The sequence below is a fragment of the Hydrogenophaga sp. genome (assembly GCF_026125825.1).
Classification (GTDB): domain Bacteria; phylum Pseudomonadota; class Gammaproteobacteria; order Burkholderiales; family Burkholderiaceae_C; genus Hydrogenophaga.
Genome location: NZ_JAHCKK010000020.1, coordinates 33,337 through 54,650 on the forward strand (window position 1 = coordinate 33,337; position 21,314 = coordinate 54,650).

At 70.1% G+C, this 21,314-nt stretch carries 20 protein-coding genes; 19 read left to right on the plus strand and 1 reads right to left on the minus strand.

Annotation, left to right across the window (positions count from 1 at the left end; genetic code table 11):
- The first annotated feature begins 5 nt into the window (after positions 1-5).
- The 3 genes from KIT86_RS09530 to KIT86_RS09540 all read left to right on the plus strand — a co-directional run bounded on the left by KIT86_RS09530 (position 6) and on the right by KIT86_RS09540 (position 3,362).
- Positions 6-827 (plus strand): hypothetical protein, encoded by an 822-nt coding sequence (locus KIT86_RS09530; protein WP_297397646.1) that lies wholly within the window; start codon positions 6-8, stop codon positions 825-827.
- Positions 824-2,806, plus strand: a complete 1,983-nt coding sequence (locus tag KIT86_RS09535) for a carboxypeptidase-like regulatory domain-containing protein (protein WP_297397648.1) — start codon at positions 824-826, stop codon at positions 2,804-2,806. The genes KIT86_RS09530 and KIT86_RS09535 overlap by 4 nt, the downstream gene beginning before the upstream one ends.
- Before the next feature lie 85 nt (positions 2,807-2,891).
- Positions 2,892-3,362: a hypothetical protein gene (locus KIT86_RS09540; RefSeq protein WP_297397650.1), complete on the plus strand. Its 471-nt coding sequence runs from the start codon at positions 2,892-2,894 to the stop codon at positions 3,360-3,362.
- Positions 3,363-3,488: 126 nt separating this feature from the next.
- On the opposite strand, the gene KIT86_RS09545 is transcribed toward KIT86_RS09540, so the two are convergent.
- A complete protein-coding gene (locus tag KIT86_RS09545) occupies positions 3,489-3,917 on the minus strand; it encodes a helix-turn-helix domain-containing protein (RefSeq protein ID WP_297397652.1) in 429 nt (142 codons plus the stop codon).
- 379 nt (positions 3,918-4,296) lie between these two features.
- Between KIT86_RS09545 and wbaP the strand changes: the two genes are divergently transcribed.
- From wbaP to KIT86_RS09625, 16 genes are all read left to right on the plus strand, one after another.
- Entirely contained in the window at positions 4,297-5,835 is a 1,539-nt protein-coding gene (wbaP, locus tag KIT86_RS09550; protein WP_297397654.1) for an undecaprenyl-phosphate galactose phosphotransferase WbaP, read from the plus strand.
- On the plus strand, positions 5,835-6,815 hold the full coding sequence (locus KIT86_RS09555) for a GDP-L-fucose synthase (RefSeq protein WP_297397656.1): 981 nt from the start codon (positions 5,835-5,837) through the stop codon (positions 6,813-6,815). The genes wbaP and KIT86_RS09555 overlap by 1 nt, the downstream gene beginning before the upstream one ends.
- Before the next feature lie 20 nt (positions 6,816-6,835).
- The gene (gene gmd / locus KIT86_RS09560; protein ID WP_297397658.1) at positions 6,836-7,987 is read left to right on the plus strand and encodes a GDP-mannose 4,6-dehydratase; all 1,152 of its coding nucleotides are present in this window, start codon (positions 6,836-6,838) and stop codon (positions 7,985-7,987) included.
- A gap of 20 nt (positions 7,988-8,007) precedes the next feature.
- The gene (locus KIT86_RS09565; RefSeq protein ID WP_297397660.1) at positions 8,008-9,351 is read left to right on the plus strand and encodes a lipopolysaccharide biosynthesis protein; all 1,344 of its coding nucleotides are present in this window, start codon (positions 8,008-8,010) and stop codon (positions 9,349-9,351) included.
- The gene (locus KIT86_RS09570) at positions 9,348-10,943 is read left to right on the plus strand and encodes a GMC family oxidoreductase (RefSeq protein WP_297397662.1); all 1,596 of its coding nucleotides are present in this window, start codon (positions 9,348-9,350) and stop codon (positions 10,941-10,943) included. The genes KIT86_RS09565 and KIT86_RS09570 overlap by 4 nt, the downstream gene beginning before the upstream one ends.
- On the plus strand, positions 10,940-11,875 hold the full coding sequence (locus KIT86_RS09575) for an aldo/keto reductase (protein ID WP_297397664.1): 936 nt from the start codon (positions 10,940-10,942) through the stop codon (positions 11,873-11,875). Before KIT86_RS09570 ends, KIT86_RS09575 begins: the two co-directional genes overlap by 4 nt.
- A complete protein-coding gene (locus tag KIT86_RS09580) occupies positions 11,872-13,137 on the plus strand; it encodes a hypothetical protein (protein ID WP_297397666.1) in 1,266 nt (421 codons plus the stop codon). The genes KIT86_RS09575 and KIT86_RS09580 overlap by 4 nt, the downstream gene beginning before the upstream one ends.
- The gene (locus KIT86_RS09585; protein ID WP_297397668.1) at positions 13,134-14,249 is read left to right on the plus strand and encodes a glycosyltransferase family 4 protein; all 1,116 of its coding nucleotides are present in this window, start codon (positions 13,134-13,136) and stop codon (positions 14,247-14,249) included. The genes KIT86_RS09580 and KIT86_RS09585 overlap by 4 nt, the downstream gene beginning before the upstream one ends.
- Positions 14,246-15,397, plus strand: a complete 1,152-nt coding sequence (locus KIT86_RS09590) for a polysaccharide pyruvyl transferase family protein (RefSeq protein ID WP_297397670.1) — start codon at positions 14,246-14,248, stop codon at positions 15,395-15,397. The genes KIT86_RS09585 and KIT86_RS09590 overlap by 4 nt, the downstream gene beginning before the upstream one ends.
- The gene (locus tag KIT86_RS09595; RefSeq protein WP_297397672.1) at positions 15,394-15,966 is read left to right on the plus strand and encodes a putative colanic acid biosynthesis acetyltransferase; all 573 of its coding nucleotides are present in this window, start codon (positions 15,394-15,396) and stop codon (positions 15,964-15,966) included. Before KIT86_RS09590 ends, KIT86_RS09595 begins: the two co-directional genes overlap by 4 nt.
- On the plus strand, positions 15,959-16,915 hold the full coding sequence (locus tag KIT86_RS09600) for a nitroreductase family protein (protein ID WP_297397674.1): 957 nt from the start codon (positions 15,959-15,961) through the stop codon (positions 16,913-16,915). The genes KIT86_RS09595 and KIT86_RS09600 overlap by 8 nt, the downstream gene beginning before the upstream one ends.
- Positions 16,916-16,925: 10 nt before the next feature.
- Entirely contained in the window at positions 16,926-17,897 is a 972-nt protein-coding gene (locus KIT86_RS09605) for a glycosyltransferase family 2 protein (protein ID WP_297397677.1), read from the plus strand.
- An 11-nt stretch (positions 17,898-17,908) separates the two neighbouring features.
- Entirely contained in the window at positions 17,909-18,787 is an 879-nt protein-coding gene (locus KIT86_RS09610) for a hypothetical protein (protein WP_297397679.1), read from the plus strand.
- Positions 18,784-20,046, plus strand: coding sequence for a glycosyltransferase WbuB (locus tag KIT86_RS09615; protein WP_297397681.1), 1,263 nt, complete (start codon positions 18,784-18,786; stop codon positions 20,044-20,046). The genes KIT86_RS09610 and KIT86_RS09615 overlap by 4 nt, the downstream gene beginning before the upstream one ends.
- Complete coding sequence (locus KIT86_RS09620) at positions 20,025-20,783, plus strand: polysaccharide biosynthesis/export family protein (RefSeq protein ID WP_297397683.1); 759 nt, start codon at positions 20,025-20,027, stop codon at positions 20,781-20,783. Before KIT86_RS09615 ends, KIT86_RS09620 begins: the two co-directional genes overlap by 22 nt.
- 13 nt (positions 20,784-20,796) lie before the next feature.
- The coding region (locus KIT86_RS09625) for a Wzz/FepE/Etk N-terminal domain-containing protein (RefSeq protein ID WP_297397685.1) at positions 20,797-21,314 on the plus strand (518 nt) is incomplete at its 3' end.

Below are 21,314 nucleotides of genomic sequence, written 5' to 3' on the forward strand. Positions count from 1 at the left end.
CCGCCATGCGCCCTGCTTTTCTGAGCTTCTTGCACCGCCCCGTCCCTGCGCTGTGCGCCGCCCTGGCCCTGGCCGGTGTCTCGCACGCGGTGCGGGCCCAGGGTTTCGCGGCCTACATCACGCCGCCGCGCTTCGAGGTGCAGGTCGCGCCCGGCCAGAACCTGCGCCAGGTGGTGGAGATCCAGCACGTCGGCCAGCAAAAGGGCAATTACCGCGTCTACACCAACGACTGGGCCTTCCTGCCCGACAACTCGGTGGCCTTCAGCGACGCGCTCGCGGCCGACAGCTGCCGGCCCTGGGTCGCGGTCGAGCGCCGCGAGCTGACCATCGAGCCCGGTGCGCGTTACCGCTACCGGTTTGAGATCACCCCCCCGGCGGGCACGCCGGCGCGCGAGTGCCGCTTCGCGCTGATGATCGAAGGGCTGGAGCCCGCGCGCGTCCAGGGCGACCTCAACTTCCCCGTGGGCGGGCGCATCGGCGTGATCGTGTACGCCACCATCGGCGACGCGGCCCCGAAGCTGGAGATCACCGGCACCCGCGTGGCCCAGGTCGATGGCCAGCCCACCGCCGTGGTCGACGTGCGCAACCTGGGCAACGCCCACGGCCGCCTCGAAGGCTTTGTCAACGGCACCGACGCCAGCGGCGCGCGTTTCGAGATGGCGCCGGCCGACCTGCCCATCCTGCCGGGCGAGACGCGGCGCATCGCCATCACCCCGGTCGCCGAAAACGGCAAGCCCGCGCCCACGGTGCGCTTTCCCCTGGCGGTCAAGGGCAACCTCGAATGGGGCAAGAACCGCCTGCCGCTGGACGCGAGCTTCGCTCCATGAGGGGGCTGGCGGCGCGCCCCGTCCATTGCCTGCTGGCGCTGCTGGGCGCCTCCACCCCCTGGTTCACGGCCTGGGCCCAGAACGCGACCGCGCCCGCTGCGGCCAGCCCACCCCCCTACGAAGACCGGGTGATCGAAGGCCTGCCGCCCGAACCCGCGGAGGACGCCGAGGCCTACCCCTACGACCGCCAGGGCTGGCCGCGCTTCCTGCGCCTGGAAACCCGCCTGGGCACCCAGCCTTTCGACACAGCGCGCAAGACCCGCATCGGCTACGGCATCTACGGCCTGCTGGAGACGCCCAACCACGGCACCCTGTCCATCGACGGCACCTACGCGCCCGGCGACAGCAGCGGCACGCTCACGCTGCGCCAGCGCGCGATGCCGCTGTCGGACGGCTGGTTGATGAGCAACGAGCTGGGCGTGATCAACCCACCCGCGCCCGGCATCCTGCGCCTGCCCGCGCGCATCTACCTGCCCTCGGCCATCGTGCAGGGCCTCAGCACCGAGTGGGAAAACCCCGGTGCCGGGCTGCAACTGCAGGCCAGCACCGGTGAGCCCGGCCGGCTGGACTTCCTGCCCGCCAACGGCTTTCGCAAGCTGCCGGGCCAGCGCACCGCCTTGGGCGGGCAGTGGCGCCTCAACGCGGACGATGCCAACCCCCTGTCCAACCAGGGCTGGACGCTCGCCGTGCAGCACGAGGACGCGCGCAAGGTCTCCAACCTGGACGCGCCGCTGCAAGCCAGCGACATCGTCAACGCCGACTCCACCCTGCTGGCGGTGCGGCACGAAGGTGCGGAACACCGCATCCAGGGCCAGGTGCTGCGCACCCAGTCCAGCGCCGTGAACGGCGCGCGCCAAGGCTTCTGGGTGGACGGCGAATGGGACGACGGCCCGCGACGGCACGGCCTGGGCGCCTACCGGCTCGAACGGGACCTGAGCTGGGCCAACCTGCCCCTGGCCAACGACCTCGTGGGCGGCTACGCACGCACCAGCTGGCGCACCCGCCAATGGTCGGCCGAAGGCTCGGTGGACTGGCTGGACTCGATCAGCGGGCGCAGCGCCAGCGGCTTCTTCGCCACCGGTTCGGCGCGCTGGCGCCTCAACCGCGACCACACGGTGGGCGCAGGCACCACCGTGCGCCGCTTCGACGGCAACGCCTGGAGCAGCTACGGCGACTGGCGCTTCCAGAACGGCTGGGGCAACAGCGGCCTGCGCCTGGAGTTCGTGCGCAGCGACAACGAAGCCGACTCGCGCTGGCTGACCTGGGACCAGGAATGGCTGGTGCCCCAGGGCTGGTCCGTCTCCACGAGCCTGGGCACGGGCGCCTACGACGCCGACCAGGGCCGCCCCCGGGAATCGGTCTGGAGCGCCGCGCTCAGCGTGTCCGCGCCCATCACCAACAAGGCGAGCCTGCGCGGCAACCTCAACACCGAACACAGCGACAACGGCCAGTCGCGGCACAGCCTGAACCTGGGTGGCCAGTGGCGCATCGACCCGCGCTGGAGCCTGGAGGCCAACTACAACCGCTCCACCGGCCGCAGCCGCTTCAACCCCTCGCTGGACCCACTGGCCCCGCCGCTGGCCATCGTCATCCCCGAATCGGACCGGTCCTTCTATGCCGTGCTGCGCTACGAACTCGAAGCCGGCAGCCGCAACGTGCCACTGGGCGGCCGGGCCAGCGACGGCGGCGGTCGCATCGTCGGCACCGTGTACTTCGACGCCAACCGCAGCGGCACCCAGGAAGCCAGCGAGCAGGGCGTGCCCAACGTCACCGTCTACCTGGACAACCGCTACGCCGTGCGCACCGACAGCCAGGGCCGGTTCGAATTCCCCTTCGTCGCCGGCGGGCCGCGCACCGTGAGCGTGCGCGGCGACACGCTCCCCCTGCCCTGGAACGTGGTCGACCAGGGCCAGGCCCGGGTGGATGTGCGCCTGCGGGAAAGCGCCTCCATCAGCATCCCGGTGCAGCGCAGCGAGTAAGCCCGGGCCCCGCATGCCCTTGCGGCGCGACAGCCTTCACCCAGCAGGGGTATCAAGTTTGGAGGGCGTGGGCCGATAGTGGGTCATGTCCCCCCGCCGCCTCCTTCTCCCCGCGCTGGCCGCCAGCGCCCTGTTGCTGGTCCCCGCGACCAGCATCGGCGAGAGCGTGCTGGTGCCCCAGGGCCAGGCCGGCGCCTCGCTGGACTTCCGCATCATCATCCCGCCCATCATGCGGGTCATCGAGAACAGCCATCCGCTGCAGCTCGACACCTCCGTCGCCGGCGAGGCCAGCGCCCAGCAGCGCCTGGTGATCCAGTCCAACATGAAACGGGGCTTCTGCGTCTCGCTGCGGCGCGCCGCGCCCCAACTCGGCACCTGGGAGATGCAAACCGCCCCACAAAGCGGCGTCCAACTCAGCCCGGTGGCCGACGGCTACCGGCTCTGCGGCACCCGCCCGGGCCACTACACCCTGCTGCTGCAGCACCGCTTCGGCACCGGCGAAGGCCGGGCCAGTGCCCTGCACTGGCCGGTGCAGACCGACATCTCCGCCATTTGAACCGCCTGTCGTGGCCGTTGGTCCACGAAACCGGTTTCGGGATGTAAACCCTGCGTTTGCGCGCAACCCCCCATTCACCGGGCCAATTGCTGCACTGCGCCATTTTGGCCTGCACTTATGACTTGATCACTCCGCCCCTTGCGGTTTGATGCCATTGCGCTGCCACACGCGGCGGATGGTGGTGGCACCCAGGCCCAGGTAGGACGCCAGCGTGCGCGAGCTCCATTGCGCGGCTTCGGCCGGCTGCTCGTACAGCGTCGTGCTCACGATGTGGGACTCCAGCGCCGACGTCACGCTCGGCGTGCGCCCCGAACGCGGCGCGTCCTGCATCAGGGCCTCGAGCCCCCCTTCGATGAAGCGCTTGCGCCACACGGCCACCTGCCGGCGGTCGAGCTTGACCTCTTCGGCAATGTCCTTGTTCTGCCAGCCCCGCGCCGCCAGCAGGACGACGCTGGCGCGCTGCTTCACGCGGGCCTCGACCCGCCGCCCCTGGGCCAGCGTGCGCAAGGCACGCTCGGTTTTCGCATCCAGCTCGATCGCTTCGGCCACTCGCATTGCTTTACCTCCTGACGCCGTCGGACAGCGCGCCAAAACATAAGTTCCACCAATTAAGGCGCACACCCCTCGCAGGGCGGATGTTCCCACATCGAAGCAAGGTTCAGTCCTACAAGCGCCCCGTGTCTTAACTCAAAGCTCGTTACATCTCGCGCTTTTTCGTGCCCTACAAAGAAAGGCGAGCGCAGGCTGCATGCCGGCGCCAAGTCAACGAACACAGGGAGTGCATGTATGCCATGCTTGAACCACCACACGCCTGCGCGCGCCTTGCGAGTGCATTGCACGCACCGCCATGGGGCCCCGCCGTCCCACTTCCGTCTCGGGGGCTGACATGGCCCGCGCGCGCACCCATTCCCGGGAAAGGCTGGAAGCCACGCCCTTGCCCGTCGAAGCGGGCCCGGGCGTTGTCGTCCCGCTCTACAACGAACACGACCTGGCCCGCAACCTGGCCCCGTGGGACGACCTCGCGCGGCGCCAACAGAAGGTCAAGGCCTGGCTGGTCCTCACCGACCTGACCGTGCTGGCGCTGTGCTTCGTCGCCGGCCGCCTGCCGGCGTGGCTGCGCGACGAGATCAGCCTCTCTCAGGCCATGAACGTGTGGTGGGCCGCCAATGGCCACCTGCGCCTCACGCTGTTCGCCGCCATCGCCCTGACCATGGTGAGCTGGATGTGGACCGTGCAGGGCCACTACTCGGCCCACCGCCGCAAGCCCTGGTGGGACGAGACCCGCCAGCTGATCCAGGTCATCGTGCTCGCGGCCCTGCTCGACGCCATGGTCATCTACCTCGCCAAGTGGCCGCTCTCCCGGCTGTGGACCGGCGCCACCTGGGGCCTGGTGCTGGTCATGCTGCCGCTCTCGCGCCTGGCCGTGCGCCACTGGCTGCTGCGCGCCGGCCTGCTCACCCAGCCGTATGTGCTCATCGGCCACCCCGACGACGTGGAGAAGGCCGCCGCCGCCCTGGCCAGCGAGCCGCTGCTGGGCTACAAACCCGTGGCCGTGGTCTGTCCCGACCCCGGCGCGCGGCTGGTCAACCTCGGCGGCGGGCAGATGGCCGCCCCGACCGCGCTGACCCCGGGCGTGCGCGACTTTCTCGCACAGCCCGGCCCGCACCAGCTGGTGGGCGTGCTCGGCATCCGGGACAACAACTGGCTGCGCGAACTCGCCGAAGAACTCATGCTCACGCGCGACGACCTCGTCATGGTGCCCGCGCTCGGCGGCCTGCCGATCTACGGCATGGAGGTCTCGCACTTCTTCAGCCACGACGTGCTGCTGCTGCGCGCGCGCAACAACCTCAACCGCCGAGGGCCGCAGGTGCTCAAGCGCGCGCTCGACATCGTCGGCGCCACCACCCTGCTGGTGATGCTGGCCCCGCTGTTTGCCTGGGTGGCGTGGCGCATCAAGCGCGACGACGCGGGCCCGGCCTTCTTCGTGCAAAAGCGCGTGGGCGTGGACGGCCAGCTGTTCGACTTCATCAAGTTCCGCAGCATGGTGATGGACGCCGACGGGGCCCTGGAGCGCTGGAAAACCGACAACGAAAAGCTCTACGTGCAATACCTGGCGAGCAACTTCAAGCTCGCCAACGACCCGCGCGTCACCAAGATCGGCCGCCTGATCCGCCGCACCAGCATCGACGAACTGCCCCAGCTGATCAACGTGCTGCGCGGCGACATGAGCCTGGTCGGCCCGCGCCCGCTGCTGGCGCGCGAGCTGGGCGAGTACGGCAAGAGCATCGCCGCCTACGGCAAGGCCCGCCCCGGCATCACCGGCCTGTGGCAGATCAGCGGGCGCAGCACCAGCACCTTCCAGCACCGCATCAACATGGACCTCTGGTACGTGCGCAACTGGTCGCTCTGGTACGACCTCGTGATCATGCTGCGCACCGTGCGCGTGGTCCTCAAACAAGAAGGAGCCTGCTGATGAACACCTCTGAAACCATCTACGTCGCCGGCCACCGCGGCATGGTCGGCTCGGCCATCGTGCGCCAGCTGCGCGCGGCCGGCCACCCCGCCAGCCACATCGTCACCCGGACCCACGCCGAGCTCAACCTGACCGACCAGGCCGCCGTGCGCGCCTTCTTCGCGCGCACCCGCCCGCAACAGGTCTACCTCGCCGCGGCCAAGGTGGGCGGCATCCACGCCAACAGCGTGTTCCCCGCCGACTTCATCTACCAGAACCTCATGATCGCGGCCAACGTGATCGAGGCCGCCTTCTGCAACGGCGTGCGCAAGCTGCTCTTCCTGGGCTCCAGCTGCATCTACCCGCGGCTCACGCCGCAGCCGATGAGCGAGCACGCCCTGCTCACCGCGCCGCTGGAGGCCACCAACGAGCCCTACGCCGTGGCCAAGATCGCCGGCATCAAGCTGTGCGAAAGCTACAACCGCCAGTTCGGCGCCAGCCACGGTGTGGACTACCGCAGCGTCATGCCCACCAACCTCTATGGCCCGGGCGACAACTACCACCCCGAGAACAGCCACGTCATCCCCGCGCTGATCCGCCGCTTTCACCAGGCCCGGATGACGGGGTCGCCCGAGGTCGCCATCTGGGGCAGCGGCAAGCCGATGCGCGAGTTCCTGTATGTCGACGACATGGCCGCCGCCTGCGTGCACGTGATGAACCTGCCCAAGGCCAGCTACGAGCAGCACACCCAGCCCATGCTCAGCCACATCAACGTGGGCTCCGGCTCCGACCTGACCATCGCCGAACTCGCCCACCGCGTGGCGAGCATCACCGGCTTCGAGGGCGGTATCCGCTTCGACGCCACCAAGCCCGACGGCACGCCCCGAAAGCTCATGGACAGCAGCCGCCTGCGCAGCCTGGGCTGGCAGGCCAAGGTCGATCTTCCCGCCGGCCTGGCCCTGACCTACCAGGACTTCCTGCAGCACGCCGCCGCCCAATGACTTTTGCGAGACCCCACACCATGACCAAGAACCCGCCCATCCCCCAGGCCAAGCCCAAGGTCGCCCTCATCACCGGCGTCACCGGGCAGGACGGCTCCTACCTGGCCGAACTGCTGCTCGACAAGGGCTACATCGTGCACGGCATCAAGCGCCGCAGCAGCCAGTTCAACACGCAGCGCGTGGACCACATCTACCAGGACCCGCACATCGACGACGCGCGCTTTCACCTGCACTACGGCGACCTCAGCGACACCAGCAACCTGATCCGCATCGTGCAGGAGACCCAGCCCGACGAGATCTACAACCTCGGCGCGCAAAGCCATGTGGCGGTGAGCTTCGAGAGCCCGGAGTACACGTCCGACGTGGACGGCCTGGGCACCCTGCGCCTGCTCGAGGCGATCCGCATCCTCGGCCTGGAGAAGAAGACCCGCTTCTACCAGGCCAGCACCTCCGAGCTCTATGGCCTGGTGCAGGAAATCCCGCAGAAGGAAAGCACGCCCTTCTACCCCCGCAGTCCCTACGCCGTGGCCAAGCTCTACGCATACTGGATCGTGGTGAACTACCGCGAGGCCTACGGCATGTATGCCTGCAACGGCATCCTGTTCAACCACGAGTCCCCGCGCCGCGGCGAGACCTTCGTCACCCGCAAGATCACGCGCGGCCTGGCCAACATCGCCCAGGGACTGGAGCAGTGCCTCTACATGGGCAACCTCGATTCGCTGCGCGACTGGGGCCATGCCAAGGACTACGTGCGCATGCAATGGATGATGCTTCAGCAGCAGCAGGCCGAAGACTTCGTCATCGCCACCGGCGTGCAGTACAGCGTGCGCCAGTTCATCGAGATGAGCGCGCGCGAACTGGGCATCACCCTGCGCTTCGAAGGCCGGGGTGTGAATGAACAGGCCGTCGTGCAGGCCGTCGAAGGCGACAAGGCGCCCGCGCTGCGGCCGGGCCAGGTGATCGTGAAGGTGGACCCGCGCTATTTCCGGCCCACCGAAGTGGAGACGCTGCTCGGCGACCCGGCCAAGGCCCGGAACACGCTGGGCTGGGTGCCCCAGATCGCACTGCAGGACATGGTGACGGAGATGGTCGTGTGCGACCTGGCCGACGCCCGCCGCCACGCTTTGCTCAAGCACCACGGCTACGCCGTGTCGGTCACCAGCGAACACTGACCCCACCGGCGCCGATACCCATGTCCACCCCGCTGCGCACCTCCCCCACCGGCCATGCCTCCATCGCCCGCCGCATGGCGTCGGGCGCGGGCGCGTACGGTTACGCGCAGGTGGTGAGCATCGGCACGCAACTGGTGGCCCTGCCGGTCTTCCTGCACCACTGGGACATGGCCACCTATGGCTACTGGCTGGCACTGACGGCCTTGCCCTTCTACCTGTCGATGGCCGACGCGGGCATCTCCACCGCGTCGTGCAACCGGATGATCGGGCTCATCGCGCAGGGCCGCCCGGCGCGCGCGGCCGAGGTGTTCGAGAGCGCCGTGGCCTTCCTGCTGACGGTGTCGCTGCTGGCCCTGATCGTGGTCGGCGGCGCGCTGTGGCTGCTGCCCGACGCCACCTTGCAGGCGCCGCACTGGAAGGCCGTGCTCATGCTGCTCTCCATCAGCGTGGTGCTCGGCCTGTTCTGCAGCCTGGCCGAGGTGGTCTACAAGGCCACCGGTGGTTACGCCGCCGGCACCTACCTCGTCACCACCGGGCGCCTGGTCGAATGGGCCGGTGGCCTGGCCGGCCTGGTGCTCACGCAGACCTTCATCGGCGTGGCCAGCGCCGCCTTGCTGGCCCGGCTGGGCTACACGGTGCTGAGCATCGCGCTGAGCCAGCGGCGCACCGACTTCCTGCGCTGGGGCGTGGCGCGAGCCAGCTGGGCCGACGTGCGCCAGACCGCCGCACCGGGCGCGCTGTTCTTCTCGATTTCCATGACCAACGCACTGAGCCTGCAAGGCTTCACCCTGCTGGTGGCGGCCACGCTCGGCCCCGCCGCCACCGCCGTGTTCAACACCTACCGCACCATCGCCCGGGTCGTGGTGCAGGTGACCAACGCGCTGAGCAACCCGCTCTGGCCCGAACTCACGGCCCTCAAAGGCCGGCAGGACGACCACGCCTTCTGGAAGCTCTACCGCCGCGCCAAGCACCTGGGCCTGCTCATCGCCGCGGCGGGCGCGCTGCTCGTGTACCTGGCCTCGCCCTGGCTGCTCGAGGTCTGGACGCACGGCCAGATTCCCTTCACCGCCATCACCATGGCGCTGTTCCTGCTCTATGCGGCCGTGTGCTCGGCCACCCAGGTGCCGCGCGTGGTGCTCATGTCCATCAACCGCCATGGTGGCCTGGCCGCGCAAAGCCTGATCGCCGCCGTGGCCTCGCTGGTGGTGGCCTGGCTGGTCTGGCGCAGCGCGGGCATGACGGGCGTGGTCGCCGCCATGGTGCTGGGCGAGGCCCTGGTCTGGCTCACCGCCACGCGCGCGGTGCGCCGGCTGCACCGGCAGCACCGGCTCGAAGGCGCGCAGGCCACGGGAGCCACCGCATGATCATCGACCTGCAGAACACCCCGGCACCGGAGACCGCGCAGGACGTCGTCATCGTCGGCGGGGGCACGGTCGCTTTGTTGCTGGCCGTGCTGCTGGAGCGCCAGGGCCAGCGCGTGATGGTGCTGGAGAGCGGCGGTGGTGGCTTCGAAACCCCGGCCCAGGCGCTCAACGACGCCACCGTGGTCGGCCGCGCGCACAGCGGCATTGCGCTGGCGCGGGGGCGCGCGCTGGGGGGCACCTCCAACCTCTGGGGCGGCCAGCTCACCGGCTTCGTGCCGTCGGACTTCGAGGCCCGTGCGGGCGTGTCGGACGCGCCCTGGCCCATCACCTATGAAGAGCTGTTGCCCTGGTACGAGGCCGTGGCCCGGGAACTGCGCCTGGCCGACGCGCTCGACGAAGGCTCGCCCCAGGCGCGCAAGCTCTTCGGCGACGCGTACCCGGACATCCCCGGCTTCACGCTGTTTCTCACGCGCTGGCTCAAGGAGCCGGCCATGGCGCGCCACTTCCGCGAGCGCCTGCAGCACGCGCCGAAGCTGACCGTGCTGCTGCACGCCCACGTCACGGGCCTGGACCTCTCGCCCGATGGCGAGCGCGTGAGCACCGTGCGCGTGGCGCGGCCCGATGGCAGCCTCACCGCCATCGCCGGCCAGCGCGTCGTGCTGGCCAACGGCACGATCGAGATCGCCCGCCTGCTGCTGGCCTGCGCGGCCGAACAACCCCAGGCCCCCTGGATCGGCAACCCCTGGGTGGGCGCGGGCTTCCAGGACCATCTGGAGATGCGCGGCGGCCGGGTGCACCTGCTGGACAAGCCCCGCTTCCTGCGCACCTTCCAGAACATCGTGCTCGGCGGCCACAAATACCAGCCCAAGCTGCGGCTGGCCAGCGCCGGCGCGGGCGCCCTCGCCGCCGACCCGGCGCTGCAGGTCACCGGCTACTTCGCGTTCGAGTCCAGCATGGGCGAGCACCTGCAGCACCTCAAGGTGATGGCCCGCTCGCTCAGGCGCGGCGCGCTGCCGCGCCAGGGCCTGGGCGAACTGCTGCGCCACCTGCGCGGCATGGGCAGCGCCTGGCTGCCGATGATCGTGCAGTACCTGCGGCACCACCGCATCCACAACCCGGCCGACCGAGGGGTCTGGCTCGTCATGCACGCCGAGCAGCTGCCGCGCCCGGACAGCCGCATCACGCTCGACGCGCAACGCAAGGACCGCTTCGGCATGCCGCTGGCCGCGCTGGACTGGCGCATCGGCGGACTGCCCGAGCTGCGCGCCATGGCCGGGTTCATGCGCCGCATCGGCGACAGCCTGCAGGCCGCCGGGCTGGCGCGGGTGGAGATCGATGCGCTGCTCGCCAATGAAGACGCGCGCGCGCTGGACCACGCCACCGACACCTACCACCAGTGCGGCGGTGCCCGCATGGGCCACCACCCGCGCGACGGCGTGGTCGACAGCGGGCTGCGCGTGTTCGGCACCGACAACCTCTACGTGGCCGGAGCCGCGGTGTTCCGCACCTCCAGCTACGCCAACCCCACCTTCACCGCCATGGCGCTGACGGCCCGGCTGGCCGAGCGGCTGCGCCCGGAGGCCACCGCATGAACATGACCGCCAACGACCTGATGACCCACCGACTGGGCTTCGGTTGCGGCCGCCTCAACGGCGGCGCCGACAAAGCCACCTCCCTGCGCCTGATCCACGCCGCGCTGGACCAGGGCATCCGCTACTTCGACACCGCGCCGCCGTACGGGCTTGGCGCGTCCGAATCCGTGCTGGGCGAGGCCCTGGAGGGCCGGCAGGAAAACGTGATCGTGGCGACCAAGGCCGGGCTGGCGCGCCCGGCCTCGCCCGGCCTGCTGCAGAAGGCGCGCGCCGTGGTCAAGCCCATGGCCCGATGGGTGCCCGGGCTGCGCCAGGCCGTGCTCAGGGGCATGGCCCTGCGCGCGCCGGCCGGCAACTTCGACGCCGGCTTCATCGCCCGGTCCTTCGAGACCAGCCTGCGGCAGTTGCGGCGCGAGCGCGTGGACTGCCTGCTGCTGCACGAGGCTCAGGCCGATGACACGCTGGCCCCCTTGCAGGAGCTGCTCGATCGCTGCATCGAGCAAGGCCGGCTGGGCGCCTACGGCAGCTCCACCGGCGAGCCGATGAACCAGCTCGTGCGCTTCGGTGCCGTGTCGCAGTACCGCAGCCCGGCACCGGGCGCGGAATGGACGCCGGTCGCGCCCGCCGACGTGCTGCACGGCGCGCTGCGCTTCGTCGCGCCGTCCATCGGGCCCGCGATGGAGCGCGACCCCCAGCTCAAGGCCCGGCTGGCCAGCCTGCTGCCCGCAGGCACCGACCCGGCCAGCGCCACCGGATCGCTCGCCCTGGCCTACGCGCTGGCGCGCTTCGAGAGCCGGCTGCTGATCTCCACCCGCGAGCCGCAGCGCCTGATCCGCACCCTCGACGAGCTGCGCCACATCACCGCGTCGGCCCAGTGGCTGCCCGCCATGTCGGCCTTGCATGGCGCGTTCAAGCGCGCCCCCGCGCCATGAACCCGCTGCTGCGCCTGCTCTCGCTGTGGCTGCTCGGCCTGGCCGTCTACCTGGGCGGCTGGTACGTGGAAGGCCCGGCGTTCCAGGCGGTGCAGATGGGCTCGGTGGCGCTGTTCATCGGTGCCGGCGGGCTGGCCCTGCTGGCGGGCGACACGCGCCGCATCGAGCTCAGCACCCCCGAGTACATCGTGGGCGGCGCCTTCGTGTTCGCCATGCTGGTGGCCTTCGCGCGCGAGAACGCCCTGTCCGTGGCCTACGGCGCCATGTTCCTCATGGTGCTGGTGGCGGCCTCGGTGCTGGCGCGCCAACCCTGGGTGAACGACATCGAGCGGATGTTCCGGCGCACCTACATCGCCCTCATCGCCTCGGTGCTGCTGGTGCAGCCGGCCGACTACCTCACCTCGGTGGTGGGCACGGTCGAGCGCAGCGTGGGGCTGGTGCGATTCACGCCGCTGGGCATGCACCCCAACCTCGCCGGCCTGGTGTACGGCGGGGGCAGCCTGCTGTTTTTCCAGCACTTCCTGGGCAGCCAGCGCCCCCACCAGAAGCTGTTCGCGCTGGTGATGTCCGGCCTGTGCCTGAGCATGGTGCTGGCCGCCTCCGCGCGCGCCAGCCTGCTCGCCCTGGGGGTCACCGGTGCCGTCGCCGTGACGCTCATCGCCTGGCGCGGTTCGCGCCGCGCGCGCACCGCCCTGGGCCTGGCGGCCATCGGCGCGCTGGCCATCGGCCTGGCCAAGGCCGGCTCCATCGCCGCTTACCTGAGCACCATCCTCGACCTGGACTCGCCCACGCGCGGCACGGCCTCGGGCGCGACGGGTCGCGAAGACCTGTGGCGCGAAGGCATCGAACTCGTGTTCTCCGACCCCGTGCTGTTCTTCACCGGCCGCGGCGTGCGCGCCGCCGGCCCGGAGGTGATCGGCTTTCCGGTGGAGAGCTCCTACATCAACCTGGCGCTCGAGCATGGCGTGGTGCTGGGCCTGCTGATCGCCCTGGCCTTCCTGTTCACCGCCTGGCGCGCCCTGCGCCGCGGCTTCGAGGCGGGCACGATGAACCCGCTGCTCTTCCTCAGCGGCCTGATGCTGCTGTTCGCGCTGGTCCAGTCGGTCTTCAACCGCTACCTGATCGCGGTCGGCAACCCGTTCTCGCTGCTCATCCTGCTGTTGCTGCTGCGCCTGAACCTGGGCCCGCCCCGGCTGCGCGCCGCCAGCGTTCCTCCCACGCCCGGCCGCGGCCTGGGCCATCCCGCGGGATCCCCTCCATGACCTACGTCTTCTGGCATTCCTATCTGATGTTCCACCAGGCCGCGTACATCCGCGCCCTGGCCGAGCTGCCTGGCAACACCGTGCACTGGTGCGTGACCCAGGACCTGCCCGCCTACTACCGCGATCGCGGCTACCCGCTGCCCGACACCGGCCGGGTCCAGGTGCACCTGGCGCCCGGGCCGGCGCAGATCGCCCAGCTCGCCGCGCTGCCCGGTTCGGTGCAGGTGTTTTTCGGTCTGCGCGGTTTCGCGCTGCCGCGGGCTGCCTTCCAGGCCAGCCTGGGCGCGCCGGTGCACCGCTTCCTGATGACCGAGAACCGCTTCGAGCCGGGCGCGCGCCTGCTGCCCCGCTGGCTGGCCTACACCTGGGACGCGCTTCGCTACCGGCGCCACCTCGACGGCGTGTTCTGCATCGGGCATTCCGGCCGGCACGGGGGCGCGCGCTTTTTCTCGGCCTGCGGCTACCCCGCGGCGCGCATCCTGCCTTTCATGCATGTGGTGGACCGCACGCCGGTGCCCCCTGCGCCTGTGCAGCGCGGCCACATCGAGATCCTGTACGTGGGCCAGCTGATCCCTCGAAAGCAGGTCGATGTGCTGCTGCAGGCGTTCAGCCAGCTCGGCGCGTCCTCGGCGCGGCTGCGCGTCATCGGCCAGGGCGCACAGGCGCAGGCGCTGCAGCAACTCGCGCACCGCCTGGGCGTGGCCGAGCGGGTGGACTTCTCACCGGGCATGCCCAACGCCCAGACCGTGGCGGCCATGGCCGCCGCCGACGTGCTGGTGCTGCCCAGCCGCTTCGACGGCTGGGGCGCGGTGGTCAACGAAGCCCTGATGGTCGGCACCCCGGTCATCTGCAGCAGCCGCTGCGGCGCCAGCGACCTGATCGAGAACGGCCGCAACGGCTATGTGTTCGAGGCCGGCAGCGTCCCGGCGCTGCGGGACTGCCTCAAGCGCTTCTGCGAGGACTTCCAGTGGAACCGCGCGGCGCTGGCGGCCACCGAGTCGGCCCGCCTGGGTGGCCCCGCGGTGGCCGCGCGCTTTCAGAACAACGTCCTGCAGCGGCTGGCCGATGCGCCGGCCAGCCTGCCCTGGCAACCGGAGGTGTCCCAGCGATGAACATCGGCATTCTCACCTTCCATTTCAGCGACAATTACGGTGCCGCGCTGCAGGCCTACGCCTTGCGCCGCTGGCTGACGGAGCGCGGCCACCGCGCCAGCTTCATCGACTACCGGCCCGCGCACATCGAGCAGGGTGGCCGGCTCTGCCTGCCCACGTCGCCCGCCAGGCTCAAGGCCAACCTGAAGGTCATCTACCTGGCGGTGTCCTCGTTCCTGCACCGGCATTTCGGCCATCGGGGCCAGCGGGAGAAGTTTGTGCGCTTTCGCGAACACTTCCTGGGCATCCCCGGCGATGCCGCGCCCGCGGACAACAGCGCCTCGCTCGCCGCGGCGCAGGCCTACGACCTCATCGTGGCGGGCAGCGACCAGATCTGGAGCCCGTCCCAGCATTTCGGCTTCGACCCGAACTACTTCCTGGCCTTCGCGCAGTCGTTCCCGGCCCGCAAGATCTCGTACGCCGCCAGTTTCGGCCGGGACCTCGTGTCCCCGGAAGAGGCCGCGCAGCTGCCCGGGCTGCTGCACCACTTCGACGCGATCTCGGTGCGCGAAGCCTCTGGCGTCGCGCTGGTCGAGCGCAGCACCGGGCAGCGGCCCGCCAACGTGCCCGACCCGACCCTGCTGCTCAACAGCTACGCGGAACTGACCGATCCGACGCCCAGCGACCCCGATGCCGAGCCGTACCTCTTCTGCTATGGGCTGCGCTCGCCCGACAACATCCGCCAGACGGCCGAGTTCGTGGCCAGCCAGCTGGGCTGCCCGATCCTCTCGCCGCACAACCCGCACCGGCGCTGGATCGAGATCGGCCAGACGGTCTACCCCGATCCGGCCGAATGGGTGGCGCTGGTGAAGAACGCCCGTTTCGTCGTGACCAACTCTTTCCACGGCACCGTGTTCGCCCTGCTGTTCAAGAAGCCCTTCATCGTGGCCGGGCTGACCGGCGACAAGGCCAGCGCCAATGCGCGCGCCATCCACCTGCTGCGCACCGTGGGCCTGGAAAGCCGCTTTGCCCCCTCGTTCTCGGCGCAGCGCACCGACGCCCTGATGGCCACGCCGATCGACTGGGCCGCCGTGGACCTGCGCCTGGCGGACCTGCGGCAGGCGGGCAACGAATTTCTCAGCGGGCAACTGCAGGCGGTGGCGCCATGAACCCCGTGAACGATTTCGGCTCGCTGCGGTACCGCAACGGATTCACCGCCACGGCCAAGCTGCGGCGCTGGGCATGGGAGCTGGTGTGGCTGCTGGCGTTTCGGCCCACGCCACGCTGGGCCCTGCATGGATGGCGGCGCTTCCTGCTGCGCTCGTTCGGGGCGCGGGTGGGCACCGGCTGCCGCATCGCGCCGTCCTGCCGCATCTGGGCACCGTGGAACCTGGTGATGGGCGAGTACGTCGCCCTGGGCGATGGCGTGGACTGCTACAGCATGGACCGCATCACCATCGGCTCCAAGGTCGCGGTCAGCCAGCGCACCTTCCTCTGCGCGGGTTCGCACGACATCGGGTCGTTGTCGCGCCCGCTGATCACCGGCCCCATCGTGATCGAGGACCACGTGTGGATCGCGGCCGAGTGCTTCGTGCATCCGAACGTGGTGATCCGCGAAGGCGCCGTGATCGGGGCGCGGTCGGTGGTCGTCAAGGAGATGCCGGCGTGGTCGGTCTGCGCCGGCCATCCGTGCCGCAGGATCAAGGACCGCGTGGTGAAGGAGCGCCGCCATGCTTAGCAAAATGCTCAAGGTCGCCGGCATCTTCAGCGAAGCCTTTCGCGACGCCGTGCTGTTCCTGCGCTTCAACTCGTATTCGCCCTTCGTGGACCCGTCCCGGCGCGCGTTCTACAAGATCATCATCGAGGCCCACACGATCGAGAAGGGCTTGTCCCTGCCGGACCCCAAGCCGATGTTCGGCAAGGACAAGGTCCGCTTCGTCATGGCCGCGCTCTCGCGCTACGACATCGGGCACTCGCCGATCCCCGCCCACATGTCGCTGGGCGCGCTGGACGCCTATCTGAACTTCCACACCAGGGCGGGCCTGAGCGACCCGCTGCTCGACGAGATCTCGGTGTACCTCAAGGCCTGGGAAGCCCGGCTGCCCAGGCCCTGGAAGGGCGGCACGCGCGACTATTCCTTCCAGGGCCAGCCCCTGAACAGCCTGCAGCAGTTGATGGCCAGCCGCTCGAGCATCCGCACGCTGCGGCCCACCCCGCTGCCCCCCGAGCGCGTCTACGAGGCCATCGCACTCGCGCAGCTCGCGCCCTCGCAGTGCAACCGCCAGTCCTCCCGGGTGCACGCCTACCAGGACCGCCAACGCATCCAGGCACTGCTGGCCTTGCAGGGCGGCTCGCGCGGCTTTGCCGAATCGGTCGGCAACCTGTTCGTGGTGAGCTCGGAGATCTGCGCCTGGGGCGGCCCCGGGCAGCGCAACCAGGCCTATGTCGACGGGGCGCTGTTCGCGATGTGCCTGATGTTCGCCTGCCGCTCGATGGGCTGGGGCGCCTGCCCGCTCAACCTGGCGATCGACCACAAGACCGAGGACGCGATCCGCCGCGCCGGCGGCATCCCCGCGGGCGAGCGGCTGATCATGATGATCGCCTTCGGCGAGCCCCTCGCACCCGACACCAAGGTGGCTTTCTCGCCGCGCAGGCCCGCGGCGGAGATCGCCACCCTTCACGCATGAGGAGCACGCGATGAGCATCACCGCCATCATCCTGACCTACAACGAGGCCATCCACCTCGAACGCGCGATCCGCTCCATCCAGCCGTTCGCGCGGCAGATCCTGGTGGTGGACTCCGGCTCGACCGATGGCACCGCCGAGATCGCGCGGCGGCTCGGTGCCGAGGTCCACACGCACGCCTTTGTCAACCAGGCCCGGCAGTTCCAGTGGGCGCTGGACAGCCTCGACATCCGCGGCGAGTGGGTGCTGCGCCTGGACGCCGACGAAATCATCGAGCCCGACCTCGCGCAGGCGATCGCCGACCGGCTGCCGCAACTGCCGGCCGATGTGGTGGGCGTGAAACTCAAGCGCAAGCACATCTTCATGGGCCGCTGGGTTCGCCACGGCGGGCGCTACCCCCTGGTGATGCTGCGGCTCTGGCGGCACGGCCATGGCCGCGTGGAAGACCGCTGGATGGACGAGCACGTGGTGGTCTGGGGCGGGCGCACCGTCACCTTCGACGGTGGCTTTGCCGACCACAACCTGCACGACCTGAGCTACTTCACCGACAAGCACAACAAGTACGCCACGCGCGAAGCCATCGAGGTGCTCAACCAGCGGCTGGGCCTGTTCGCGCGCGACGAAGCGCTCAACGCGCACAGCGCATCCTTCCAGGCCTCGTTCAAGCGCCGGGTCAAGGAGCGCCTCTACAACCGCATTCCCTTCACCGTCAGCGCCCCGCTGTATTTCCTCTGGCGCTACGTCATCCAGCTGGGTTTCCTGGACGGCCGCAGCGGCCTGGTCTACCACTTCCTGCAAGGTGGCTGGTACCGCTTCCTGGTGGGCGCCAAGGTGATGGAGCTGGAGCGGGCCGTGGCCCACCTGCACGACAAGGCCGCCATCTGCGCCGAACTGAGCCGGCTCACCGGTCACCGGCTGGTGGCCCAGAGCGAGGCCGTGGCGACCCCGGACGTCCGCGACAACCGGCTCGCCCCCCGACTGTGAAAAGGACCGGCATGCACCTCCCCACCCCGTCCCCCTTCATCGCCGCCCTGTGTGTGGCGTGGCCCGCCTGGGCGCACGCCAACGGCGCGCTGATCTGCCAGGACGCCTCGACTCCGCCTGGCGCCACGCAGGTGGGCGCGGTGCAGGCGCTGTTCCGCGATTGCCCCCGGGTCGATGACGTGGACTTCACGGGGCGGGCCGACGGGCGCAAGTACTACAACGGCCTGTACTTCACGCCGCCGAAGGACCAGAGCCTCTACGAGCAGGCCGACGACGGCGTGATCCTGCAGCGCGGCGGCGTGATGGCGACCGCGAAGATGACCTCGCACCCGGGCCAGTTCCCCTTGTTGCGCGGCGACCGCCCGTTCTACATCGAAGCGCAGGTCGCGATCTCGTCCAACCACCGCGACAACTTCCCGGCCATCTGGCTCATGCCGATCGAGCACAACCCTCGCATGGAGGACGTGTACGAAGGCGACCCGAAGAGCTTCGAGCGCTGGTTCGAGCTGGACATCGACGAAGGCGGCTTCGGGCCGGGCGGCCACCACACGGCCATTTCCTGGACCGGCATCTACCCGAACTACAAGAAGATCCAGAACCCCAACCCGACGTCGAAGGTGCCGCTGGACCGCACGCAGCCCAATGTCTTCGGCGTCTCCTACTCGCCCGACACGCTCACCGTGCGCTGGTGGCTCAACGGCCAGCAGGTGCTGGAGGCGGGGCCTCCTTACGTGCCCGAGATCGCCCGGCGCCAGAACTTCTACCTGATCATCTCCGCGCAAAGCCACAAGAACGTCAGCCACTACCAGATGAAATTCATGGGTGTGCGCACCTTCGTGGGCGATGCGGCCACGCCCGCCCCGGCGGCGAAAACCAGGGGGCGGCCGTGAAGCTGCTTGTCTACGGCATCAACTTCGCACCCGAGCTCACCGGCATCGGCAAGTACACCGGCGAGATGGCGCAGTGGCTGGCCGCTGCGGGGCACGAGGTGCGCGTGATCACCGCACCGCCCTACTACCCGGCCTGGAAGGTGGGCGAGGGCCACAGCGCGCGCCACTACCGCAGCGAGACGTGGCAAGGCGTGCGGGTGATGCGAACGCCGTTGTGGGTGCCCCGGCAGCCCGGCGGCCTCAAGCGGCTGCTGCACCTGGGCAGTTTCGCGCTGTCCAGCCTGCCGGTGCTGTGCGCGCAATGGCGCTGGAAGCCCGACGTGGTCTGGGTGGTGGAGCCGGCCCTGATGTGCGCGCCCGCGGCGGCGGCCTTCGCGACGCTGCGCGGCGCCCGGAGCTGGCTGCACGTTCAGGATTACGAGGTGGACGCCGCGTTCGACCTCGGCCTCATCCGGGGCCCCGCGCTGCGCCGCTGGGTCGAGCAGGCCGAGCGCTGGCTGATGCGCCGCTTCGACCGCGTGTCCACCATCTCCGGGCGCATGGTCGAGCGCGCGCGGAGCAAGGGCGTGGCGGCCGAGCGCATCGTCCACGTCCCGAACTGGGTGGACATCAGCGGCATCGCGCCGCTGACCACGCCCAGCGCCTACCGCGCCGAGCTGGGCCTGGCGAGCGACGCCGTGGTGGCCCTGTACTCCGGCAACATGGGCAACAAGCAGGGCCTGGAGGTCCTCGCCGAGGTGGGGCGCCTGCTGCGGGACGAGCCGCGCATCCAGCTGGTGCTCGGCGGCAACGGCTCGGGGCGCGCTGATCTGCAGGCGCGCTGCGCGGGCCTGCCGCATGTGCGCTTCCTGGACCTGCAGCCGCTGGAGCGGCTCAACGAGTGGCTGGGCCTGGCCGACGTTCACCTGCTGCCCCAGCGCGCCGATGCGGCCGACCTGGTGATGCCCTCCAAGCTCACCGGCATGCTGGCCAGCGGCCGCGCCGTGCTCGCCACCGCCCAGCCCGGCACCGAGCTGTGCCGCGTGGTGGAGCAGGACGCGGCCTGCGGCCTCGTGGTCCCGCCCGAGGACCCGGCCGCGATGGCCGATGCACTGCGCGCGATGGCGGCCGACCCGGCGCGCCGCGCCAGGTGGGGCGCCAACGGCCGACGCTACGCCGAGGCCGAGTTGAGCCGGGACGAAGTCCTGCGCCGCTTTGAAATGCAATTGCTGGCCCTGGGCCAGAAAGGGGAAACGCGATGTGCCACCAGCTCTTCATGACCCGCAGGCCCTGGCTTGCACGGACCATCGCCACGCTGGCCCTCGCGGCGGCGTGGCCGCTGCAGGCCCAGCCACAGACACCCACGGCGGCGCAAGCCCCCCAGGCCGTGCCGGCCAGCGCGCCGCTGGACGCCGACGGAGCAGGCCTGCGGCCGACGCCCTCGCCCGCCGAGGGCGTGGACGCGAACTACCGCATCGCCCCCAACGACCTGATGGCGTTCGACGTGTTCGGCGTGCCCGACATGAAGCGCGATGTGCGCGTGAACGCCTCGGGCGAGGTGTCGCTGCCGCTCATCGGCCAGGTGCCGGTGGCCGGGCTCACGGCCCAGGCCGCTGAGCGGCTGATCGCCCAGCGCTACCAGGAGAAGTACCTGCAGGACCCGCAGGTCTCGCTCTTCATCAAGGAATTCACCACGCAGCGCGTCGCCATCGAAGGCGCGGTGATCCGCCCGGGCATCTACCCGGTGACGGGCCAGCTCACGCTGCTGCGCGCCCTGGCCCTCTCGGGCGGCTTCGCGCCCTATGCCGACATCAACCAGATCGTTGTCTACCGCCACGGCAGCGGCGGCGCACGCGAACAGTTCACCTACGACCTCGACAAAGTGCGCGCGGGCCAGGAAAAAGACCCGAACATCCGCTCGGACGACGTGATCGTGGTCCAGCGCAACGCCCGGCGAACCGCTCTGAGGGACTCGCTTTTCAGCGACATCCTGAGCACGCTCAACCCCTTCAAATGACGGGAGCCCCGCCATGAACCACCATCCCCACCCCATGCCCGCCGTGCCCGATCCGAGGGACGCGATGAGCCTGCACCACGAGGCGCCCCGCGCCGAGCGGAGGCAGGCGCGCGGCGAAGCCATTGCACTGACGGAAGAGCGCATCGACTTCAAGACCCTCTATCGCGCGCTGGCGCGGCGCAAGGGCAGCATCCTGGGCGTCGCCGCCCTGTGCACCCTGGCGGCCGGGGCTTACACGCTGAGCCTCACGCCGCAGTACGAGAGTTCGGCCATGCTGCAGATCGACCGCGCGGCGCAGAAGGTGGTGGGCTTCAACACCGAGGTCGAGGTGGAAGAGGGCCCGCTGTCGGATCAACTGCAGCTGCGCACCCAGGTGGAGCTGCTCAAGAGCCGCAGCCTGGCCGAGCGCGTGATCGATGAAATGGGCCTGGACAAGCCGGGCGCCATGAGCGCACCGCCCACGCCGGCCGTGGCCGAAGCCGCGGGCGTGGCCGGCGGCAGCGGGCCGCTGGACCAGGCCGCGGCCCTGGC

Bases quoted from the DNA above. Each gene is read 5' to 3' on its own strand.
- KIT86_RS09545 (WP_297397652.1), bottom strand. From the start codon at position 3,917: ATGCGAGTGGCCGAAGCGATCGAGCTGGATGCGAAAACCGAGCGTGCC.
- KIT86_RS09610 (WP_297397679.1), top strand. From the start codon at position 17,909: ATGCACCTCCCCACCCCGTCCCCCTTCATCGCCGCCCTGTGTGTGGCG.
- KIT86_RS09605 (WP_297397677.1), top strand. From the start codon at position 16,926: ATGAGCATCACCGCCATCATCCTGACCTACAACGAGGCCATCCACCTC.
- KIT86_RS09585 (WP_297397668.1), top strand. From the start codon at position 13,134: ATGACCTACGTCTTCTGGCATTCCTATCTGATGTTCCACCAGGCCGCG.
- KIT86_RS09530 (WP_297397646.1), top strand. From the start codon at position 6: ATGCGCCCTGCTTTTCTGAGCTTCTTGCACCGCCCCGTCCCTGCGCTG.
- KIT86_RS09565 (WP_297397660.1), top strand. From the start codon at position 8,008: ATGTCCACCCCGCTGCGCACCTCCCCCACCGGCCATGCCTCCATCGCC.
- KIT86_RS09620 (WP_297397683.1), top strand. From the start codon at position 20,025: ATGTGCCACCAGCTCTTCATGACCCGCAGGCCCTGGCTTGCACGGACC.
- KIT86_RS09575 (WP_297397664.1), top strand. From the start codon at position 10,940: ATGAACATGACCGCCAACGACCTGATGACCCACCGACTGGGCTTCGGT.
- KIT86_RS09600 (WP_297397674.1), top strand. From the start codon at position 15,959: ATGCTTAGCAAAATGCTCAAGGTCGCCGGCATCTTCAGCGAAGCCTTT.
- KIT86_RS09570 (WP_297397662.1), top strand. From the start codon at position 9,348: ATGATCATCGACCTGCAGAACACCCCGGCACCGGAGACCGCGCAGGAC.
- KIT86_RS09540 (WP_297397650.1), top strand. From the start codon at position 2,892: ATGTCCCCCCGCCGCCTCCTTCTCCCCGCGCTGGCCGCCAGCGCCCTG.
- KIT86_RS09590 (WP_297397670.1), top strand. From the start codon at position 14,246: ATGAACATCGGCATTCTCACCTTCCATTTCAGCGACAATTACGGTGCC.
- gmd (WP_297397658.1), top strand. From the start codon at position 6,836: ATGACCAAGAACCCGCCCATCCCCCAGGCCAAGCCCAAGGTCGCCCTC.
- KIT86_RS09555 (WP_297397656.1), top strand. From the start codon at position 5,835: ATGAACACCTCTGAAACCATCTACGTCGCCGGCCACCGCGGCATGGTC.
- KIT86_RS09595 (WP_297397672.1), top strand. From the start codon at position 15,394: ATGAACCCCGTGAACGATTTCGGCTCGCTGCGGTACCGCAACGGATTC.
- KIT86_RS09580 (WP_297397666.1), top strand. From the start codon at position 11,872: ATGAACCCGCTGCTGCGCCTGCTCTCGCTGTGGCTGCTCGGCCTGGCC.
- KIT86_RS09535 (WP_297397648.1), top strand. From the start codon at position 824: ATGAGGGGGCTGGCGGCGCGCCCCGTCCATTGCCTGCTGGCGCTGCTG.